The organism is Micromonospora sp. AKA38 (assembly GCF_027925725.1).
Lineage (GTDB): Bacteria > Actinomycetota > Actinomycetes > Mycobacteriales > Micromonosporaceae > Micromonospora.
Genome location: NZ_BNEI01000007.1, coordinates 415,511 through 433,024 on the forward strand (window position 1 = coordinate 415,511; position 17,514 = coordinate 433,024).

At 72.0% G+C, this 17,514-nt stretch carries 18 protein-coding genes; 8 read left to right on the forward strand and 10 right to left on the reverse strand.

From position 1 onward, the window contains the following. Positions 1–3: 3 nt before the first annotated feature. The 4 genes from TPA0908_RS29230 to TPA0908_RS29245 all read right to left on the reverse strand — a co-directional run bounded on the left by TPA0908_RS29230 (position 4) and on the right by TPA0908_RS29245 (position 4,204). Complete coding sequence (locus tag TPA0908_RS29230; RefSeq protein WP_281943442.1) at positions 4–1,695, reverse strand: Eco57I restriction-modification methylase domain-containing protein; 1,692 nt, start codon at positions 1,693–1,695, stop codon at positions 4–6. 214 nt (positions 1,696–1,909) lie between these two features. Next, entirely contained in the window at positions 1,910–2,770 is an 861-nt protein-coding gene (locus TPA0908_RS29235; RefSeq protein WP_281943445.1) for a GNAT family N-acetyltransferase, read from the reverse strand. Positions 2,771–2,875: 105 nt separating this feature from the next. Further along, positions 2,876–3,598: a TIGR03089 family protein gene (locus TPA0908_RS29240; RefSeq protein ID WP_281943446.1), complete on the reverse strand. Its 723-nt coding sequence runs from the start codon at positions 3,596–3,598 to the stop codon at positions 2,876–2,878. A gap of 27 nt (positions 3,599–3,625) precedes the next feature. Continuing rightward, complete coding sequence (locus TPA0908_RS29245) at positions 3,626–4,204, reverse strand: TetR/AcrR family transcriptional regulator (RefSeq protein ID WP_281943447.1); 579 nt, start codon at positions 4,202–4,204, stop codon at positions 3,626–3,628. Between the two features lie 87 nt (positions 4,205–4,291). Between TPA0908_RS29245 and TPA0908_RS29250 the strand changes: the two genes are divergently transcribed. Beyond that, the gene (locus TPA0908_RS29250) at positions 4,292–4,666 is read left to right on the forward strand and encodes a DUF4267 domain-containing protein (RefSeq protein ID WP_281943449.1); all 375 of its coding nucleotides are present in this window, start codon (positions 4,292–4,294) and stop codon (positions 4,664–4,666) included. Positions 4,667–4,767: 101 nt separating this feature from the next. Beyond that, positions 4,768–5,844 carry a hypothetical protein gene (locus TPA0908_RS29255; protein ID WP_281943451.1) on the forward strand — a complete coding sequence of 359 codons (1,077 nt, stop codon included), beginning with the start codon at positions 4,768–4,770 and terminating at the stop codon, positions 5,842–5,844. Here TPA0908_RS29255 and ligD (TPA0908_RS29260) read toward each other — a convergent pair. Both ligD (TPA0908_RS29260) and ligD (TPA0908_RS29265) read right to left on the reverse strand, forming a co-directional pair. Continuing rightward, positions 5,771–6,685, reverse strand: coding sequence for a non-homologous end-joining DNA ligase (ligD, locus tag TPA0908_RS29260; protein ID WP_281943453.1), 915 nt, complete (start codon positions 6,683–6,685; stop codon positions 5,771–5,773). The two genes, TPA0908_RS29255 and ligD (TPA0908_RS29260), sit on opposite strands and share 74 nt — an antisense overlap. Beyond that, positions 6,675–7,613, reverse strand: coding sequence for a non-homologous end-joining DNA ligase (ligD, locus tag TPA0908_RS29265; protein ID WP_281943815.1), 939 nt, complete (start codon positions 7,611–7,613; stop codon positions 6,675–6,677). Before ligD (TPA0908_RS29265) ends, ligD (TPA0908_RS29260) begins: the two co-directional genes overlap by 11 nt. An 87-nt stretch (positions 7,614–7,700) precedes the next feature. Here ligD (TPA0908_RS29265) and ku point away from each other — a divergent pair, with 87 nt between their 5' ends. Next, positions 7,701–8,699, forward strand: a complete 999-nt coding sequence (ku, locus tag TPA0908_RS29270; RefSeq protein ID WP_281943455.1) for a non-homologous end joining protein Ku — start codon at positions 7,701–7,703, stop codon at positions 8,697–8,699. A 52-nt stretch (positions 8,700–8,751) separates the two neighbouring features. Here ku and TPA0908_RS29275 read toward each other — a convergent pair whose 3' ends face one another. After that, positions 8,752–9,144 (reverse strand): PPOX class F420-dependent oxidoreductase, encoded by a 393-nt coding sequence (locus tag TPA0908_RS29275; RefSeq protein WP_281943457.1) that lies wholly within the window; start codon positions 9,142–9,144, stop codon positions 8,752–8,754. 188 nt (positions 9,145–9,332) lie between these two features. On the opposite strand from TPA0908_RS29275, the gene TPA0908_RS29280 reads away from it, so the two are divergent. From TPA0908_RS29280 to TPA0908_RS29295, 4 genes are all read left to right on the forward strand, one after another. Next, complete coding sequence (locus tag TPA0908_RS29280; protein WP_281943459.1) at positions 9,333–10,004, forward strand: FKBP-type peptidyl-prolyl cis-trans isomerase; 672 nt, start codon at positions 9,333–9,335, stop codon at positions 10,002–10,004. A gap of 143 nt (positions 10,005–10,147) precedes the next feature. Beyond that, complete coding sequence (locus TPA0908_RS29285) at positions 10,148–10,996, forward strand: SCO6745 family protein (RefSeq protein ID WP_281943816.1); 849 nt, start codon at positions 10,148–10,150, stop codon at positions 10,994–10,996. 31 nt (positions 10,997–11,027) lie between these two features. Further along, on the forward strand, positions 11,028–11,681 hold the full coding sequence (locus TPA0908_RS29290) for an HAD family hydrolase (RefSeq protein ID WP_281943462.1): 654 nt from the start codon (positions 11,028–11,030) through the stop codon (positions 11,679–11,681). A 67-nt stretch (positions 11,682–11,748) separates the two neighbouring features. Then, a complete protein-coding gene (locus TPA0908_RS29295; protein ID WP_281943464.1) occupies positions 11,749–12,762 on the forward strand; it encodes an NADPH:quinone reductase in 1,014 nt (337 codons plus the stop codon). A 175-nt stretch (positions 12,763–12,937) separates the two neighbouring features. Here TPA0908_RS29295 and TPA0908_RS29300 read toward each other — a convergent pair whose 3' ends face one another. Further along, a complete protein-coding gene (locus TPA0908_RS29300) occupies positions 12,938–14,587 on the reverse strand; it encodes a fatty acid--CoA ligase (protein WP_281943466.1) in 1,650 nt (549 codons plus the stop codon). A gap of 84 nt (positions 14,588–14,671) precedes the next feature. On the opposite strand from TPA0908_RS29300, the gene TPA0908_RS29305 reads away from it, so the two are divergent. Beyond that, positions 14,672–15,163: an NUDIX domain-containing protein gene (locus tag TPA0908_RS29305; protein ID WP_281943468.1), complete on the forward strand. Its 492-nt coding sequence runs from the start codon at positions 14,672–14,674 to the stop codon at positions 15,161–15,163. Between the two features lie 6 nt (positions 15,164–15,169). Here the strand turns inward: TPA0908_RS29305 and TPA0908_RS29310 are convergent, their stop codons facing one another. Beyond that, positions 15,170–16,843 (reverse strand): MDR family MFS transporter, encoded by a 1,674-nt coding sequence (locus TPA0908_RS29310; RefSeq protein ID WP_281943470.1) that lies wholly within the window; start codon positions 16,841–16,843, stop codon positions 15,170–15,172. Positions 16,844–16,898: 55 nt separating this feature from the next. Further along, positions 16,899–17,456, reverse strand: a complete 558-nt coding sequence (locus TPA0908_RS29315) for a type 1 glutamine amidotransferase domain-containing protein (protein WP_281943472.1) — start codon at positions 17,454–17,456, stop codon at positions 16,899–16,901. Positions 17,457–17,514 lie beyond the last annotated feature (58 nt).

Here is a 17,514-nt window from a genome sequence, read left to right on the forward strand (position 1 = left end):
CGGCTACTCCCCCATCGCCTCGATTCCGTACACGCGCAGCGCAACCTTCGTCGCCGCTCGTGAATCCCGTTCGTCAAAGGCGGCGGCAAGCGCGGCACAGTCAGCGGCTGAGACGTTCTCGGGCCTGGGTACACGGATCCGACGCAGGTACTGAGCCTGGAAGCGAAGGGTGCCTCCCCGCATCTTAACCGCATAAGCCTCCACAAAGGCCTGTGCCACACCTGACAACAACAAGCCGCCCAGTACCCGCAGATCCCAGACGTCGGAGACGATGTAGTACAGGTTGTGGTGAGGATAGAAGCCGCCCTCGTCCAGCACCGGATGGATCACGGTCTTCATGTCCGGAAAAAGCAGCTTTGGTCGATCGATCAGAGAATGATCGACCTTGTCGATGGTCCGGTACCAGTGCGCCGGCCGCTTGCCCGCCACGTGTCGGCCTTTGAGGGCCGCCGCGTGCCGTTGGTAGTACTCCCGCAATCGCGGCAGCGAAGCCAAGTCGACGAGGGCGCCTTCCGCGTCCCAAGGGTTCACCAGATAGTGACCCGACCAGGAAAAAGTCCCCGAAGTAGTGTCCTTGACCATGGACAGCGGCAGCAGTCGCCGCGGCTCGACGTCGGCGTGCGTGGTGACAAAGACCTTGTCAGCGCCCGTCGCTACACCGATGCCGACCCGAGTGCCGGTGCTCTGATCCTCCAGCGGGGGGAAACGGTCGTTCAATGTCTCGATCAGCGCGATCCTCGATGGTGAGCCAGCCGGCCAAGACTCGCCCCCGGTAAACCAGTGGGGCAACCGGGCCACCTCGAAACTGCCGTTCGCCGCGGTCCGCTGTTCCGTAGCGTGGATCAACTCCACCAGTTCTGGTGCGTCCTGCGGCCCGAAGCCTCGTCGCGTATCCGCGACCATGGCGGCACCCTGCTGGGCTCGGCGCAGCACAGTGACGGCCGGATACGCCGACACCTGCTCCTCGAACGCATCGACATCATGCATGCTGATGGTGGCGTCGACGCTGTAACCCGCGGCGACGAGCTCTCGCAACTGACGCCCGTACTGGTTGCGCATCCAACGGTCCGCACAGATGAACGCGAGGACTCCTCCTACGCGAAGGGATCGCAGCGCGCGTTCGTAGAAGCCGACGTAGAGATCCGACCGACCCGTCATGGTGGGGCAGGCTGCTCGGTAGGCCTGCATGCGGTCCGGAGGCACATCCTCAAGACGGACGTAGGGCGGATTACCTACGACGAAGTCCACCCCAGTCGGCACGTGCGGGTCGAGCAGAAAGTCACCTTGGCGTACCCACGCCGTTGTCGCCTCGCGCGCTTCGGGAAGCGACCAACCCTCATCAACCAGCACGTTCCGGATGAGCGCCCTACTGGTAGCCACGTTCGGGGCGAGCAGGTCGAAGGCGCGCAGAGCTGACTTGGCGTCGAGGAGCGGTCGGTCGTGCTTACGGCACGAGGCGCTGAGGCGGGACGCCATCACCGCCAGGAAGGCGCCGCCGCCACACGCCGGCTCGACCGCCACCAGCTCAGCAAGATCACGGTCGGCGGTGTACCCAGCAAGGTCGAGGATCAACTCGACAACCCAACGACGGGTGAACACCTCGCCGTGTTCGACCGACTCCGCAGGGATGGCCGTCAGGAACGGCACCGTCTCGCCTGACACAAGCTGCCGTGTCTGTGCTGCTACCGCCTTCACTCGACGAGCATAGGGCAGCGGAATGCCCACAACTCGGCCCCGCACGCGGTCAAAACCGATCCCATCACGACCGTCTCAGCCGTCAGCGAAGCGGGTACTCGGCAACAAAGACGCCCCAGCCGGGGCGGCCCACCAACACGCCCAGCAGACCGCTCGCCCACCTCCCGTTCGTTGACGTCGTCGACAATTCACACCGCCTGCGCCGGGTCGTCCGTCAGCGACGCAGGTAGCGTGCCCGACGGCCGGCCTCGCGGAAGCCGAGCCGGCGGTACAGCCCGGTGGCCGGGTTGTCGTCGTTGACGCAGAGCCACGCGGCGTCCGCGCCCACCTCGGCGAGCCCACGCAGCACGCGAGCCACCAGGTACGCGCCGACCCGCCGGCCGCGCCAACCGGGCACCACGCCGACCTGGTCGATCCAGTTGTCGAGCACGGTGACGAAGCCGGCCGCGCCGCCGTCCGGCCCACGCGCGACCATCGACAGCTCCGGTCGGTAGCCCTCGTCGTCGCGCAGGTCACCCAGCCATTCCTCGGCCGCCGGCTCGACGAAGCCGGGCCGGTCGGCGAACGACGCCCGGTAGGTGTCGAACAGCTCCGGGCCGAGCGTGGCCGGCTCCAGCGTGACACCGTCCGGCGCGACCACGTCGGGCGGCGCGTCGAGGTCGTGCCGCAGCACCCGTTCCAGGAACGTCCGCCGTAGTCCGCGCGCGACGAACAGCGCCTCCGCTTCGGCGGTCCACGTCTCGGTGGTGAGCAGCAGGTCCGTGCCGCCCGCCTGCTCGCTGGCCCAGTCCAGCAGCGTGCCGCCGAGGCCGCGTCCGCGCCAGGACGGATGCACCAGGCCGGTGGCGGTGGCCGGCGCCCGTCCGGTGCCGACCCCGATGGCCGCGACCGGGCCGCCGTCGTGCCAGGCACCGAGGGTACGCGTCTGGAGCAGCCGCGCCCGCAGCAGCGGAGTACGCGTGAACAGCGGCAATCCGCCGTCGACAGCGAGGCACGCCTCGACCAGCCCGGTCAGCGCGGCGAGGTCACTCTCGCCGTACGCCCGCCAGACCAGCCCGTCCCCCCGACTCACCATGCACCCCTCCCGACAGCGTTGATCTTGCAGTTTACGCCCCGGCAGAAGCCACGAAAACGGCATTTCCCGGACCACAACTGCAAGATCGACGCGAGGCGCCGGGGGTCAGAGGCGGCGGGTGTGGGGTGGGGCGGGGTGGGTGGGGTTGGCGTGGATCACGAGGGTGGCGCGGGCGGCGAGCGGGGCGAGCAGCCACTTCAGGGGCTGCTCGTGTTCGACCGGGTCGACCAGGAGGCGGTCGCCGGGACGCAGGTCGAGCTGCGCGGCGATCTCCGCGGCCAGCCGCCGCCACGCGCCGAAGCTGGTGCCGTCCGGGGTAGCCGGGTCGGCCGGGTCCACCGCCGTGTAGTCCGGCGGGTCGGCGGGGTGCCGCAGCACCTCGGCCGACCAGTCCAGCCAGCCCGGCGGCACCTCGTCGACCGGGTCGGGACGCACGCCGACCAGGTAGCGGTGGGTCCCGTCGGGCACGTCCTCCAGCCAGTCGTCCAGGCGCTCCGGGGTCACGAACACCGCGTCGAAAGGCCGGTCCGCGCCCGGCTCCAGCGCCGGCAACCCGGCCAGCGCCCGGGGCCGGAAGGACACCGTCAGCCCGACCGACCACGCGCCGAGCAGCACCGCCGCGGTACGCCAGTGCGGCGGCAGCAGCACCGCCACCCGGTCACCGGGACGCAGCCCACAGCCGTCCCGCAGCAGCCCGGCGCTGCGAGCGACCCACGCGCCGAGCTGCGACGCGGTCAGGTCGGTGCGTTCACCGGTGGCGTCGTCGAGGTAGCTGAGCAGCGGCTCGTCGGTGGCGACGGAAGCGGGTGCGGGTGCGTGGGTGGCCATCGGATGTGCTCCTCCCGGGCGGCCGGCTCAGCCTAGCGGGGCGAACCGGTCCACCAGGAGCGCCAGCCGACGCTCGTGTTCGGCCCGCCGCAGCCGACCGTCGCGCATCAACGTGACCAGGCCGTGCAGCCCGCTCCAGAAGGTCTCGGTAAATGTCTCCAGGTCGTCCTCGCCGGCGAACGGACGCAGGGTTTCGGCCAGCTCGGCGAAGGCTCGGGCCAGCTCGACCGGGGCGTCCTGGCTGGCGAAGGAGAGGGCGACGGGGAGCCTGAAGATCGCGTCGTAGAGCGCGGGCCGACGTTCGGCGAATGCGGCGTACGCCGTGGCGATGCCGGCCACCGCCTGCCGGGGGTCGGCCGCCGCGGCGCGGGCGGCGGCGAGTTCGGCGGCCAGCTCGCCGCAGCCTTCCACGGCGACCGCCGCCATGATGGCGTCCTTGCCCTTGAAGTGGCTGTAGAGGACGGGCTGGCTGTACTCGATCTCGGCGGCGAGCCGGCGGGTGGTGACCGCGTCCCAGCCCTCCGACTCGGCCAGTTCCCGGGCGGCGGCGACGATGGCCCGCTCGCGCTCCGCCCGCTCCCGCTCTCGGCGCGCCTGGATGGACATGGCCACAACTCTAGCACCGCTAGGCAATCTAACGGCGCTCTGCTAGCGTCGCTCTTACCCCTAGCAGCGCTAGATTCGGAGTCGACCATGCTCAACGTCCTCGCCTACGGGCTCGCCGTCGTCCTCAGCCTGTTCATCGTCTTCATCGGCGCCCGCTTCCTGACGACGCCCCGGAACGCCGCCGCCGGCTACGGCGTTCCGGCGTCGACGGGTGGGACCGAATCCGCCTACCTCACCGTCAAGGGCGTCCGCGACCTCACCTACGGCCTGGTCGGACTCGCTCTGATCGCCTTCACCAGCGCCGACGCCGTCGCCTGGTTCATGCTTGTCGTCGCGCTCGCCCCCTTGGGCGACACCGTCATCGTGCTGCGGCACGGCGGCACCCGGGCCGTCGCCTTCGGCATCCACTTCGCCACCGCGCTGGTCATTCTCCTCGACGCCGCCCTGCTGTTCGCGCTCTAGCCGAGCCGCCGCCCCTCGGGTCCGTGACCGTCGACTTTGGTCACGGGCCCCGCGGCCGATGGCCGTATCGACGGGCCGGACGGCTGCGGCACGGTGCGGGCATGACGACCGAACCCCTACGCCGTCGGCTCGCGCCGGCGGTCGCGTTGCTGCTGCTCGCGCCTTGGACCGCCGAGTGCTCCTGGGGCGGATTCACGCTCGTCGGCATGCCGTTCGTGGTGCTGGTGCTCGCCCCGATGTACGGCGGGGCCGCGCTGCTGATCCGGGAGACCGCCCGGCGGCTCGGACTGGGCTGGCCGGGGATCGTGCTGCTCGCCGCCGCCTTCGGCGTGGTCCAGGCCGGCCTGGTCGACCAGTCGCTGTTCAATCCGGACTACCTCGACGACACCCAGTTCGCCGACGCCCGTGCCGTCGCCGAGGCGACGCTGGTGCCCGGCCTCGGGTTCAGCGCCCGGCAGGCGGTCGACTACGTGGGCAACCACGTGGCGTTGACCATCTGCGCGTCGATCGCGCTCGTCGAGTCGTACCTCGGGGCGGGTCGCCGGTCGCGGTCCTGGCTGGGGCGTCCGGGCCTGGTCGTGGCCGCGCTGCTCTGGCTCGGCGGCAGCCTGCTGGTCTTCGCCGACGACGGCGGGCGCAAGGGCTTCCTGGCCTCGCCGGTCCAGCTCACGTTCGCCGCCGGCGTGGCGCTGGCCCTGATCGCCGCCGCGCTGCTGCGCGTCGGACGCGCCGCCGACGCACGCCTCGACCCGGCCGCCGGCACGCCCGTCGACCGGACCGCCAGGACCGCGCCGAGGCCCGCCTGGGCGGGGCTGGTGGTGCTGGTCGCCTACGCCGGGGCCGGGGCCGTGCCGGGGTGGACCGGGATCGGCGTCGCGCTCGCGCTCGCCGTGGTCCCCGCCGTGCTGCTGACGCGCTGGTCCCGGCGGGCCGGCTGGGGGCAGCGCCACGTGCTCGCCGCCGGCTCGGCCGCCGTGGTCGTCGCGGCCGTCTTCGCGTACGGCGTGCCGACCTACACCCCGGCGGGCCCGGCGGCCGACCTGGTGGGTGACGTGGCGATCAGCGTGATCGTGCTGCTGCTGGTCGGCGGCGCGTGGTGGCGGGTCAGCCGGCGGGCAGCTCGGGACCGCCGTCGAGCAGCGGCGCCAGCAGATCACCCTGCTTCGCCACCCGCCTGAGCACCTCGGTGGCCGTGTAGGGCCGCGTCGCGGGCCGTTTCCCGGCCGCACCGGCCGCCACCTCGTCCCAGGTCAGCGGCGTGGAGGCGGCCGGTACGGGCTGGGCGCGCAGCGAGTACGGCGCCACGGTCGTCTTCGCCGCGTTGTTCTGGCTCCAGTCGATGAAGATCTTGCCGCCGCGCAGGTTCTTCGCCATCTTCGACACGATCAGCTTCGGGTGCGCCTGCTCCAGTTCCTGCGCGATCCGCTTGGCGTAGCCGGAGACGACGTCGGCGTCCTGGGTGCCGGCGATCGGGCAGCAGAGCTGCATGCCCTTCTTCCCGGACGTCTTCGGGTACGCGTCGATCCCGTCGTCAGCCAGTCGGTCACGCATCAGCAGCGCCACCTGGCAGCACTGCCGCAGCGCCGCCGGGGCGCCCGGATCCAGGTCGACCACCATCATGTCCGGGTGTTCGCCGACCTTCCACTGCGGCGTGTGCAGCTCCAGCGCGGCCAGGTTCGCCAGCCAGACCAGCGTGGGCAACTCGTCGCAGACCACGAAGTCGATGGTCTCCCGCCCCTTGGTCGACCCGGGGACGGGCAGGTTCTCGGTACGTACCCAAGCGGGGGTCGCGGCCGGTGCGTTCTTCTCGAAGAACGAGCCGCCGTCGACGCCGTTGGGGAAGCGGATCCGGGTGAGCGCGCGGTCGCGCAGGTGCGGCAGCAGCACCGGGGCGATCCGGGTGTAGTAGTCGATCACCTCGCCCTTGGTGAAGCCGGCCTGCGGGAAGAGCACCTTGTCCAGGTTGGACAGCTCCAGGGAGCGCCCCTCGACCTCGACCTTGAACCGGTCAGCCGGCATCCTCGACCTCCTCGGGCGGCTTGTCCGGGCGCAGGCGCAGGACCCGGGGGAAGCGCAGCCGCCCGTCCGGGGTGCGTTGGCCGTACTTGACCTCCACCACCACCCGGGGTGATACCCAGATCGCACCGCGCGCATCCTCGCGCGGCACGTCCCCGGCGAACGGCGACGCGCCGGCGCGCAGTGGCTCCAGCTCGCGCAGCAGTTCCCGTTCGACGGCCGCGCCGATGCCGCCGCCGACCCGCCCCCGGTAGACCAGCCGTCCGTCCGGGCCGGGCACGCCGACCAGCAGCCCGCCGACCCGGCGCGCGCCCGGCCGCCAGCCGCCGACCACGAAGTCGCCGGTGACCTCCAGCTTGACCTTCACCCAGTCCGGCGAGCGCACCCCGGGCCGGTAGGCCGAGTCGGCCCGCTTGGCCAGCACGCCCTCCAGCCCGTGCTCACCGGCCGCCGCGTAGGTGGCCGGCCCGTCGGTGAAGACCGGCGGCACCGCCCACCGGGCGGCGCCGAGCCCGAGCGCCTCCAGCGCCGCCCGCCGCTCGTGCCAGGGCCGGGCGGTCAGGTCCACGCCGTCGAGCCGCAGCAGGTCGAAGATCATGTACGTGACCGGCGCGGTCGCCGCCAGCCGTGCCGCCTTGGCCGGGTTGCGCACGTGCATCCGCTCGGCCAGCGCGGTGAACGACGGCTGCCCGTCCGTGAAGATCACCACCTCGCCGTCGAGCAGCGCGTCGTCGACCTGCTCGGCCAGGTTGAGCAGTTCCGGGTACGCGGTGGTGATCTCGACGCCGGAGCGGGCGTAGAAGTGCCGGTCGCCGTGGGAGATGTCGGCGAGCGCGCGGATGCCGTCCCACTTGAACTCGTACGCCCATGCGGCACCCGCCGGGAGCTGCCCGGTCATCGCGAGCATCGGCTTCAACGGCGCGCCGGGCACCTCCTGACTGTAGTAGGGCACGGAAGGGCGTGCGTGCCGTTCGATCGTTTGGGATTCTGGTCTACAACCGGGGAGAGGAGCGCGGGAATGCGGGCCATCTGGAAAGGAGCGGTGTCGTTCGGCCTGGTGTCGATCGGGGTGAAGGTCTACTCGGCAACCGAGGAGAAGGACATCCGGTTCCATCAGGTGCACCGCGAGGACGGCGGCCGTATCCGTTACAAGCGCACCTGCTCGGTCTGCGGCGAGGAGGTCACCTACGACGACATCGCCAAGGGCTACGACCTCGGCGGCGGCGAGATGGTCATCCTGACCGACGAGGACTTCGCCGACCTGCCGCTGAGCACCTCGCACGCGATCGACGTGCTGGAGTTCGTGCCGGCCGAGCAGGTCGACCCGATCCTCTACAACAAGGCCTACTTCCTGGAGCCGGAGGGCACCGCCACCAAGCCGTACGTGCTGCTGCGGGACGCGCTGACCGACTCGGAGCGGGTGGCGATCGTCAAGGTGGCGCTGCGCCAGCGGGAGCAGTTGGCGACGCTGCGGGTCCGCGAGGGCGTGCTGCTGCTCAACACGATGCTCTGGCCGGACGAGATCCGTCAGCCCGACTTCGGCTTCCTGGACGAGGACCTGAAGGTCCGCCCGCCGGAGCTGGCGATGGCCAGCTCATTGATCGACTCGATGGCCGGCGAGTTCGAGCCGGACGCCTTCACCGACGACTACCGGGCCGCGTTGCAGGAGGTCATCGACGCGAAGGTGGAGGGCCGCGAGGTGGTGCAGCCGGAGGAGGAAGAGGCCGCGCCGGCCGCCGCGGTGGACCTGATGGCCGCGTTGAAGGCGTCCGTCGAGCGGGCCCGGGCGGCCCGGGGCGAGGCGCCGTCCGGCGGCGGGGCCGAGCCGACCCCGATCTCGTCGGCCCGCTCCGCGAAGAGGACCGCCGCGAAGAAGACCCCGGCCAAGAAGGCCGAACCGGCGAAGAAGGCCGAACCGGCGAAGAAGGCCGCCACCAAGAAGACGGCGGCGAAGAAGGCCGAGCCGGCGAAGAAGACCGCCGCCAAGAAGACCGCCGCGAAGAAGAAGACCGCCTGAGGGTACGCAGAGGCCCCGCCCGACGTCTTCGCTACGGGCGGGGCCCCACCCGTCACCCGCGGCCGAGCTTCTCCGTCGGGGTGATGCGGACGATGACGCGCTCCTCGCCCGCGCGCCGCCACGGGTAGGTGTCCTGGCCGAGATACTTCTTCGCCATCCGGTCGATGTGCTCGTCGGCGCCCTCGGTGACGAACTCGACAGTGCCCTTCACCCAGAGCGTGCGGTAGTCGTCCGCCTTGTCGACCACCGACACCGCGACGACCGGGTTGCGGGACATGTTGAGGTACTTCTGCCGGCCCTTGGCGGTGTTGAACACGATGTGCTCCCCGTCGGTGTCCACCCAGACCGGGGTGACGTGCGGGGTGCCGTCGGACTCGATGGTGGCCACGTGCGCGAGCTGCGGCTCGCCGAGCAGGGCCAGGTCTTCTTCGGTGAGGATCGCCATGTCTGAGAACGTACCCGTTCGGTGTCCGGTCCAGCCCGGGGTGTGAAGAAGGGGCCCCGCCTATACCGAATGCGTTAAGAAGGGCCCCCGCCTTTCGTCGCTGTGGGGGTGCGGGCGGGTACCGTGTGCGCTGGCCTCGGCGGCGGCCCGCCGGGGGCGTACCCACCCCCCACCTGCAGGGAGTCGACGTGAGCGAGCGTGTGGAGAACCGGTCGGAGGACCAGGCCGCCCCGGCCACCAAGGCCGGGCGGCGGCTGGCCGCCCAGTTGGCCGAGAAGAAGGCTGCCGAGGCGCGCCGGCGCCGGCAGTCGATGCTGGGCGCGGCCGCCGGTGTGCTCGCCGTGGTGGCCCTGGTCGGTGGTCTCGTCTGGCTGAACAGCGGGGACGACGACAAGCCGGCCACCACCGCCTCCTCGGCCAGCCCCAGCGCCCCCGCCGACCAGGCGGAGCCCACCGCGCCGCCCGCGCCGGAGCTGCCCGCCAACGTCGACCCGGCGCTGAAGACCAAGCCGGCGGTCAAGGCCGGCTCCGGTGAGCTGAAGAAGCTGACCGTCACCACGCTGGTCAAGGGCAAGGGGCCGGCGGTGAAGGCCGGACAGACGATCACCACGAACTACGTGGGCGTCTTCTACAAGGACGGGAAGCAGTTCGACGCGTCCTGGGACAACGGCCAGCCGGCCACCTTCCAGATCGGTGTGGGCCAGGTCATCAAGGGCTGGGACCAGGGCCTGGTCGGCGTGCCGGTGGGCAGCCGCGTGCAGCTCGACCTCCCGGCCGACCTGGCGTACGGCGACAAGGCCGAGGGCGGCCGTCCGGCCGGGCCGCTGCGCTTCGTCGTCGACGTGCTGGCTGCGCAGTAGATCACTCCAGGCTTCCGTCCGGTCACCCAACGGCAGTAGGTTCGTGGTCACCGCGGACGGTCCGTCCGTCCGTCCGCGGTGACCCGACCACCGACGCGGAGGTGCACGTGGCGGCGCTTGACGACCCCGGGCTGGCCCGGCAGATGTGGACGCTGTTCGAGCCGGTCCACGCGGTGACCTACTTCCACCCGCGCGCCCGCTCCGCGTTCGAGGCGGTCGGGCTGCGCGGCTACTGGCGCGGCTACTTCGCCGGCCGGGCCGCGCCGCTCGGGCCGGTCGACGCGCCGACGGTGACGGCCGCGTTCTTCAGCTTCGCGCCGCCGATGGTGGCCCGCGCGTTGCCGTCGGTGTGGCGGCTGGCCACCCCGGAGGAGGCGCTGCGCGCCCGGCTCACCGGCGCGGTGCAGGCGCTCGCCGAGTTCACCTACGAGCTGCCCGAGTCGCACCTGGTCGAGGCCGCCGAGCTGCTGGAGGCGGCGGCCGACCGGGTGGACACCGCCGGGCGGGTGCTCGGCGCGGTCAACGCCGCCCTGCCGCGCGGGGAGTACCCGCTGGCCCGGCTCTGGCAGGCCGCCGCCACGCTGCGCGAGCACCGGGGCGACGGGCACGTGGCCGCGCTGGTCGGCACCGGGCTGGAGCCGGTCGAGGTGGTGGCCTGGCGGTGCCGGGTCGACCAGTCGCGCGAGTTCCACCAGCCGGCCCGGGGCTGGACCGACGAGGAGTGGTCCGCCGCCGAGGAGCGGCTGGTCGACAAGGGCTGGCTGACCGCCGACCGGGGGCCGACCCCGCAGGCCACCGCCACGTTCCGGGCCGTCGAGGAGGCCACCGACCGGGCCGCGGCGGGCCCGTGGCGGGCGCTGGGCGCGGAGCGTACGGAGCGGCTGCGGGAGCTGCTCGAACCGGTCGCGACGCGCTGCCGCACGATCATCCCGGCGCAGGCCCCGATCGGGTTGCCGGCGCAGCGTTCCGTCGGGGCGACGCTGCCGGGGTGAGCCGGGCCGCCGGCTGGGGCAGGATGGCGGCATGGTGGACGCGGTGCTCTTCGACCTGGACGGCGTGATCGTGGACTCGGAGCCGGTCTGGGAGGACGTCCGGCGGGCGTACGTGGCCGAGCACGGAGGCGTCTGGCAGCCGGACACCCAACGCCGGCTGATGGGCATGAGCACCGGCGAGTGGGCCGCCTACCTGAGCGGTGAGCTGGGCGTCGACCGGTCGGCCGAGCAGGTCGCCGCCGAGGTGGTGGCGGAGATGACCCGGCGGTACGCGGAACGCGTACCTCTGATCGACGACGCCGACGCGGTGGTGCGCCGGACGGCCGCGCGGTGGCCGCTGGGGTTGGCCAGTTCCTCGCCGACCCGGCTGATCGCGGCGGCGCTGGAGGCGACGGGCCTGGTCGACGCGTTCGGCGCGACGCTGTCGACGGAGGAGACCGCCCGGGGCAAGCCGGCGCCGGACGTCTGGCTGGCGGTGGCGGCCCGGTTGGGCGTCGACCCGGCCCGGTGCGTGGCGGTGGAGGACTCGTCCAACGGGGTCCGGTCCGCGGCGGCGGCCGGGTGCCGGGTGGTGGCGGTGCCGCACCTGTCGTACCCGCTGGATCCGGACGCCGAGGCGCTCGCCGCCGTGCGGCTTCCCTCGATCGGCGCGCTCACCCCGGAGCTGCTGGCCGGGCTGGGCTGAGACGGGGCCCGGCATGTTCGGCCGGGGTTCGGGTAGCGCATCGGACGACGACGGCGGAGGGACGGCGATGAGGGCGATCGTGTACGAGCGCAGCGGGGACGCCTCGGTGCTCCAGGTGGCGGAACGGCCGGTGCCGGAGCCCGGCCCGGGCGAGGTGCTGGTGCGGATGGCCGTCTCGGGGGTGAACCCGACGGACTGGAAGGCGCGCGAGGCGTGGCCGCTGCCGGCCGGCTGGCAGATCCCGCACCAGGACGGCGCCGGGGTGGTGGAGGCGGTCGGCGAGGGCGTCGACCGGATCCTGATCGGCGAGCGGGTCTGGCTGTGGGAGGCGGCGTGGCAGCGCCCCTGGGGCACCGCGGCGGAGTACACGGTGGTCCAGGTCCGGCACGCGGTGCCGCTCGGGTCGGCCTCGTTCGATCTGGGCGCGGCGCTGGGCATCCCGTTCATGACCGCGCACCGCTGCCTGACCGTCGGCGAGTTCATGCCGGACACGTTGCACGCCGGCGCGTTGAGTGACCACGTGGTGCTGGTGCAGGGCGGGGCGGGCGCGGTGGGCAACGCGGCGATCCAGCTCGCCCGCTGGGCCGACGCCTGCGTGATCACCACGGTGAGCACCCCGGAGAAGGCGCAGCTCGCCGCCGCGGCCGGGGCCGACTTCGTGATCAACTACCGGGAGCAGGACGTGGTCGAGGAGGTCCGCAAGGTCGCGCCCGACGGGGTGCACACGATCGTCGAGGTCTCCGCCGCCCGCAACGCCGCCGCCGACGTGCGGATGCTGCGTACCGGTGGCGCGGTATGCGTCTACGCCGACGACGGCGGCGACGAGGTGACGTTGCCGATCCGGCCGTTGATGGGGCCGAACGCGCGCTGGCAGTTCGTGCTGGTCTACACCGCGCCGAAGGTGGCCAAGGCGCAGGCGGTGACCGACATCGCGGCGGCGGTGGCGCAGGGTGCGATCCGGGTCGGCGCGGAGGCCGGGCTGCCGCTGCACCGGTATCCCCTTGCGGAGACCGCGTCGGCGCAGCAGGCGGTGCGGGACGGCGCGGTGGGCAAGGTGCTGGTCAGCACCGCCGAGGAGTAGGGGATTTCCCCGACACCGGGACAGAGGCGAACAAGTTTCGCAACAATGGCGGTGCGGGTCACCCCGTAACGGACGGGCGGCCCCGGCGCGGTGCGAACGCCGGGGCCGCCCTCTGGGAGGAATGTCCGTGGGAAACGTGTTCCTACCTGTGTAGGCGACGGTACGCCGGAAAGCGTTACGGCGCGGACAGTTCCCGCACCTCAAGCCCGCCGTCGGCGTATCGCGAGCGCACCACCTTCTTGTCGAACTTGCCGACGCTGGTCTTCGGCACCGCGTCGATGAACGCCCAGCGCTCGGGCAACTGCCAGCGGGCCACCGAGCCGGCCAGGAAGTCCCGCAGCTCCTCCGCGGTGACCGAGGCGCCCTCGCGGACCACCACGGTGGCCAGCGGGCGCTCGTCCCAGCGCTCGTCCGGCACACCCACCACGCACGCCTCCAGCACCGCCGGATGCGCCATCAACGCGTTCTCCAGCTCCACCGAGGAGATCCACTCCCCGCCGGACTTGATCACGTCCTTGGCCCGGTCGGTGAGCGTGATGAACCCGTCCGGCGAGAGCGTGCCGACGTCCCCGGTCCGCAGCCAGCCGTCCCGGAACTTCTCGGCGTCCGGCTCGTCGTCGCCGACGTACCGGGCGGTCACCCACGGCCCACGCACCTCCAGCTCGCCCACGGACGTCCCGTCCGCGGGCAGCGGCTCACCCAGCGGCCCGACGATCCGCGCGGCCACCCCGGCCGGGACGCGGCCCTGGGTGTAGCGGTAGCGCCAGGCGTCGTCGCCGGTCGCACCGGCCGGGGCGCGGGACACCGAACCCAGCGGCGACATCTCGGTCATCCCCCAGGCGTGGATGACCTCGATGCCGTGCCGGTCGCGGAACGCGTGCATCAGCGCCGGCGGGCACGCCGAGCCGCCGACGATCACCTCGGTCAGCGAGGACGTGTCCACGTCGTGGGTGTCCAGGTAGGCCAGCAGGTCGGTCCAGATGGTCGGCACCGCGCCGGCCAGCGTGGGCCGCTCGGCGGCGATCATCGCGGCGATCGGCTCGGCCTGGAGGAAGCGGTCCGGCATGATCAGCGAGGCGCCGGAGAGGAACGCCGCGTACGGCAGTCCCCACGACATGGCGTGGAACATCGGCACGATGGCCAGCTCCCGGTCGCCCGGCCCGAGACCGAAGCCCTCCGGCATGCAGACCTGGAGCGAGTGCAGGTAGATCGAACGGTGCGAGTAGGCCACGCCCTTGGGGTGGCCGGTGGTCCCGGACGTGTAGCAGAGCGCCGCCGCGTCCCGCTCGTCCACCTCCGGCCAGTCGAACGTGTCCGGCCGGTCGGCCAGCAGCGCGTCCCAGTGGTGCACGGTGATCCGGTCGCCGGCGGCGGCCACCAGCGGGGCCGGGTCGCCGCCGCCGACCACCACCACGTGCCGCACGGTGGCCAGCTCACCGATCACGCGGGCCAGCAGCGGGATGAGCGTGCTGTCGACGAGCACCACCCGGTCCTGCGCGTGGTTGGCGATGTAGGCGACCTGGTCCGGGAAGAGCCGCAGGTTGAGCGTGTGCAGCACCGCGCCCATGCTCGGCACCGCGAAGTACGCCACCAGGTGCTCGTTGTTGTTCCACATGAAGGTGGCGACCCGCTCGTCACCGGTCACGCCGCACTCGTCGCGCAGCGCGTGCGCCAGCCGGGCGGCGGCGCGCCCCACCTCCGCGTACGTCATCCGGCGGGGTTCGGCGCCGGTCCAGGTGACCACCTCGGCCGTGCCGTGCACGGTGGCGCCGTGTTCGAGGATGCGGGCTACCTGGAGCGGGGCGTCCATCATCGTGCTACGCATGGGTAACAACGTAGTGTCGCCGTTCACACCAGCGGAACCCCCGGAACGGCCGAGCCGGCCGGCAATGCTGCGTAGATTGTCCGGGTGAGCATCTCCTGGGCCGACTCGTACGTCGGGCAGCTCCGCGCGCTGGCCGGTGACCGCACGCTGATGTTCGTCGGCGCCCGCGCCGTGGTGCGCGACAACGCCGCCCGGGTGCTGTTGATCCGGCGCTCCGACAACGGCCAGTGGGCACTGCCGGCCGGCGCGATGGAGCTGGGCGAGTCGATCGCCGACTGCGCGGTCCGCGAGGTCCGCGAGGAGACCGGCCTCCGCGCGCTGCGGGTCAGCGCGTTCGCGCTCTACACCGGCCCGGACCGCACCCACACCAACATGTACGGGCACACCTACCAGGTCTTCACCGCCGCGTTCCGGGTCGACGAGTGGGACGGCGAGCTGTCCCGGTTCACCGACGAGACCACCGACGCCGGCTTCTTCCACCGGACGGAGTTCCCCACCCCGCTCTCGTCGAGCGTCGCCGAGACGCTGGCCGACCTGGACGTCTTCGAGCAGACCAACCGCCTGATCCTGAAATAGGGCGGCTCACAGCATCGTCTGCGACTTCGCCTCCATCTCGGCGGCGGCCTCGTCCTTCGACTCCTTCGGCAGCGACTTGCCACCCGGCGCGGCGGCCTTCCCGCCCAGCGGGTCCGCGCCGCCGGTGGCGCCCTGCGGGCCGGCGCCGCGGAGCTGGTGGTTCGGCATGGCCAGGGTGACCAGCACCGCCAGCACCGCGATCAGCCCGGTGGTCAGGAAGACCAGGTGCAGCGCGTCGACGAACGAGGACTGGATCGCGGCACGTACCGGGCCGGGCAACGCCAGGATGGTGGCCGGATCGTTGATCGAGATGTTCTCCGTGCCGCCGGCCGCCACCGCCGCCCGCTGCTGCGGCGGGAGCTGGGCGAGCGCGCCCGGCAGCCGGTCGGCCAACGCGCCGGTGAGCCGCATGGACAGCACCGCGCCCAGGATGGCCACCCCGAACGACCCGCCCAGCGAGCGGAAGAACGTGGCCGAGGAGGTGCCCGCGCCCAGGTCGCGGACGTCCACCGCGTTCTGCACGGCCAGGATCAGCGACTGCATGCACAGACCCAGCCCGACGCCGATCACCACCATGTAGCCGAACGCGGCCCACAGCGACGTGCCCACCTGGAGCTGGCGGAACAGCAGCATGCCGACCACCAGCACGGCGGCGCCCGTCACCGGGAACCACTTGTACCGGCCGATCCGGCTCATCGCCCGCCCGGTCAGGATCGACGTGACGATGATGCCGGCCATCATCGGCAGCATCAGCAGACCGCTACGGGTCGGCGAGGCGCCCTTGACGATCTGGAGGTAGAGCGGAATGAAGATGATCGACCCGAACATCACCAGGCCGAGCACGAAGCCGGCGGTGTTGGCCAGCGCGAACGTGCGGCTGCGGAACAGCCGCAGCGGCAGGATCGGCTCCCGGGTCCGGGCCTCCTGGAGCAGGAACGCCACGCCCAGCACCGCACCGGCCACGAACAGCCCGACGATCACGGCGGAGCCCCAGGCGTACGAGGTGCCGCCCCAGCTCAGCGCCAGCAGCAGGCAGCTCACGCCGGCGACCAGCAGCGCCGCGCCGAGCCAGTCGACGGTGTGCTCGCGGCGCTGGAACGGCACCAGCCGCATCACGTGCCAGCAGACCACGATGGCGAGAATCGCCAGCGGCACGTTCAGGTAGAAGATCCACCGCCAGTTGGTCTCCGCGAAGTAGCCGCCGACCAGCGGGCCGGCCACCGACGACACGCCGAACACGGCGCCGAACAGGCCCTGGTAGCGGCCCCGCTCCCGGGGCGGCACCACGTCCGAGATGATGACGAACGCCAGCGTCATCAGGCCGCCCGCGCCGAGCCCCTGCACACCCCGGGTGACGATCAACTGGGTCATGTCCCGCGACAGCCCGGCCAGCAGCGAGCCGACCAGGAACGTGCCGATGGAGAAGAGGAAGACCGGCCGTCGTCCGTACAGGTCGGCCATCTTGCCGTAGAGCGGCGTCGAGGCGGTCGACGCCAGCAGGTACGCGGTGACCACCCACGAGTAGTGGTCGATGCCGCCCAACTCGCCGACGATGGTGGGCAGCGCGGTGCCGACGATGGTCTGGTCGAGCGCGGCCAGCAGCATGCCGGTCATCAGACCGAACATCAGCAGCCGGATCTGGCGGGCGGGCAACGCGGGTGCAGCGGCCTGGGCGGTCATCCCGCTTCCTATCCCACCGGGGGCGGATCATGCCCCCGGTGGGCGGATGAGTTTTCTAGCCGGCGGTGTGCCGGCCCTCGGCGAACTCCTCGACGATCTTGGCACAGAACGCCGGCAGGTCGTCCGGCTTACGGCTGCTGACCAGCCCGTTGTCGGTGACGACCGCCTCGTCGACCCAGTTGGCGCCAGCGTTCGTGAGGTCGGTGCGCAGGCTCGGCCAGGAGGTGATCCGGCGACCGCGCACCACGTCCGCCTCGACAAGCGTCCACGGGCCGTGGCAGATCACCCCGACCGGCTTGCCGGCGTCGAAGAACGACTTCACGAACCGGACCGCGTCCGGGTCGGCCCGCAGGAAGTCCGGGTTCGCCACGCCGCCGGGCAGCACCAACCTGTCGTACGCGCCGGCGTCCGCCTCCTTGGTGGTGACGTCGACCTGGTACTGCTTGCCGTGGTCCAGGTGGTTGAACGCCTGGATCGAGCCGGACTCGATGGAGACCAGCTCCACCCGGGCGCCGGCGTTCTCCACCGCCTCGCGCGGCTTGGTGTACTCGACCTCCTCGACGCCGTCGGCGGCCAGGAACGCGATCCGCTTGCCCTGAAGTGTCGCTGCCATGCTGCTTCTCCTCTCCGGGGTGTGTCTGGACGATTCCCCCGGCCGATGCCCGGAAACC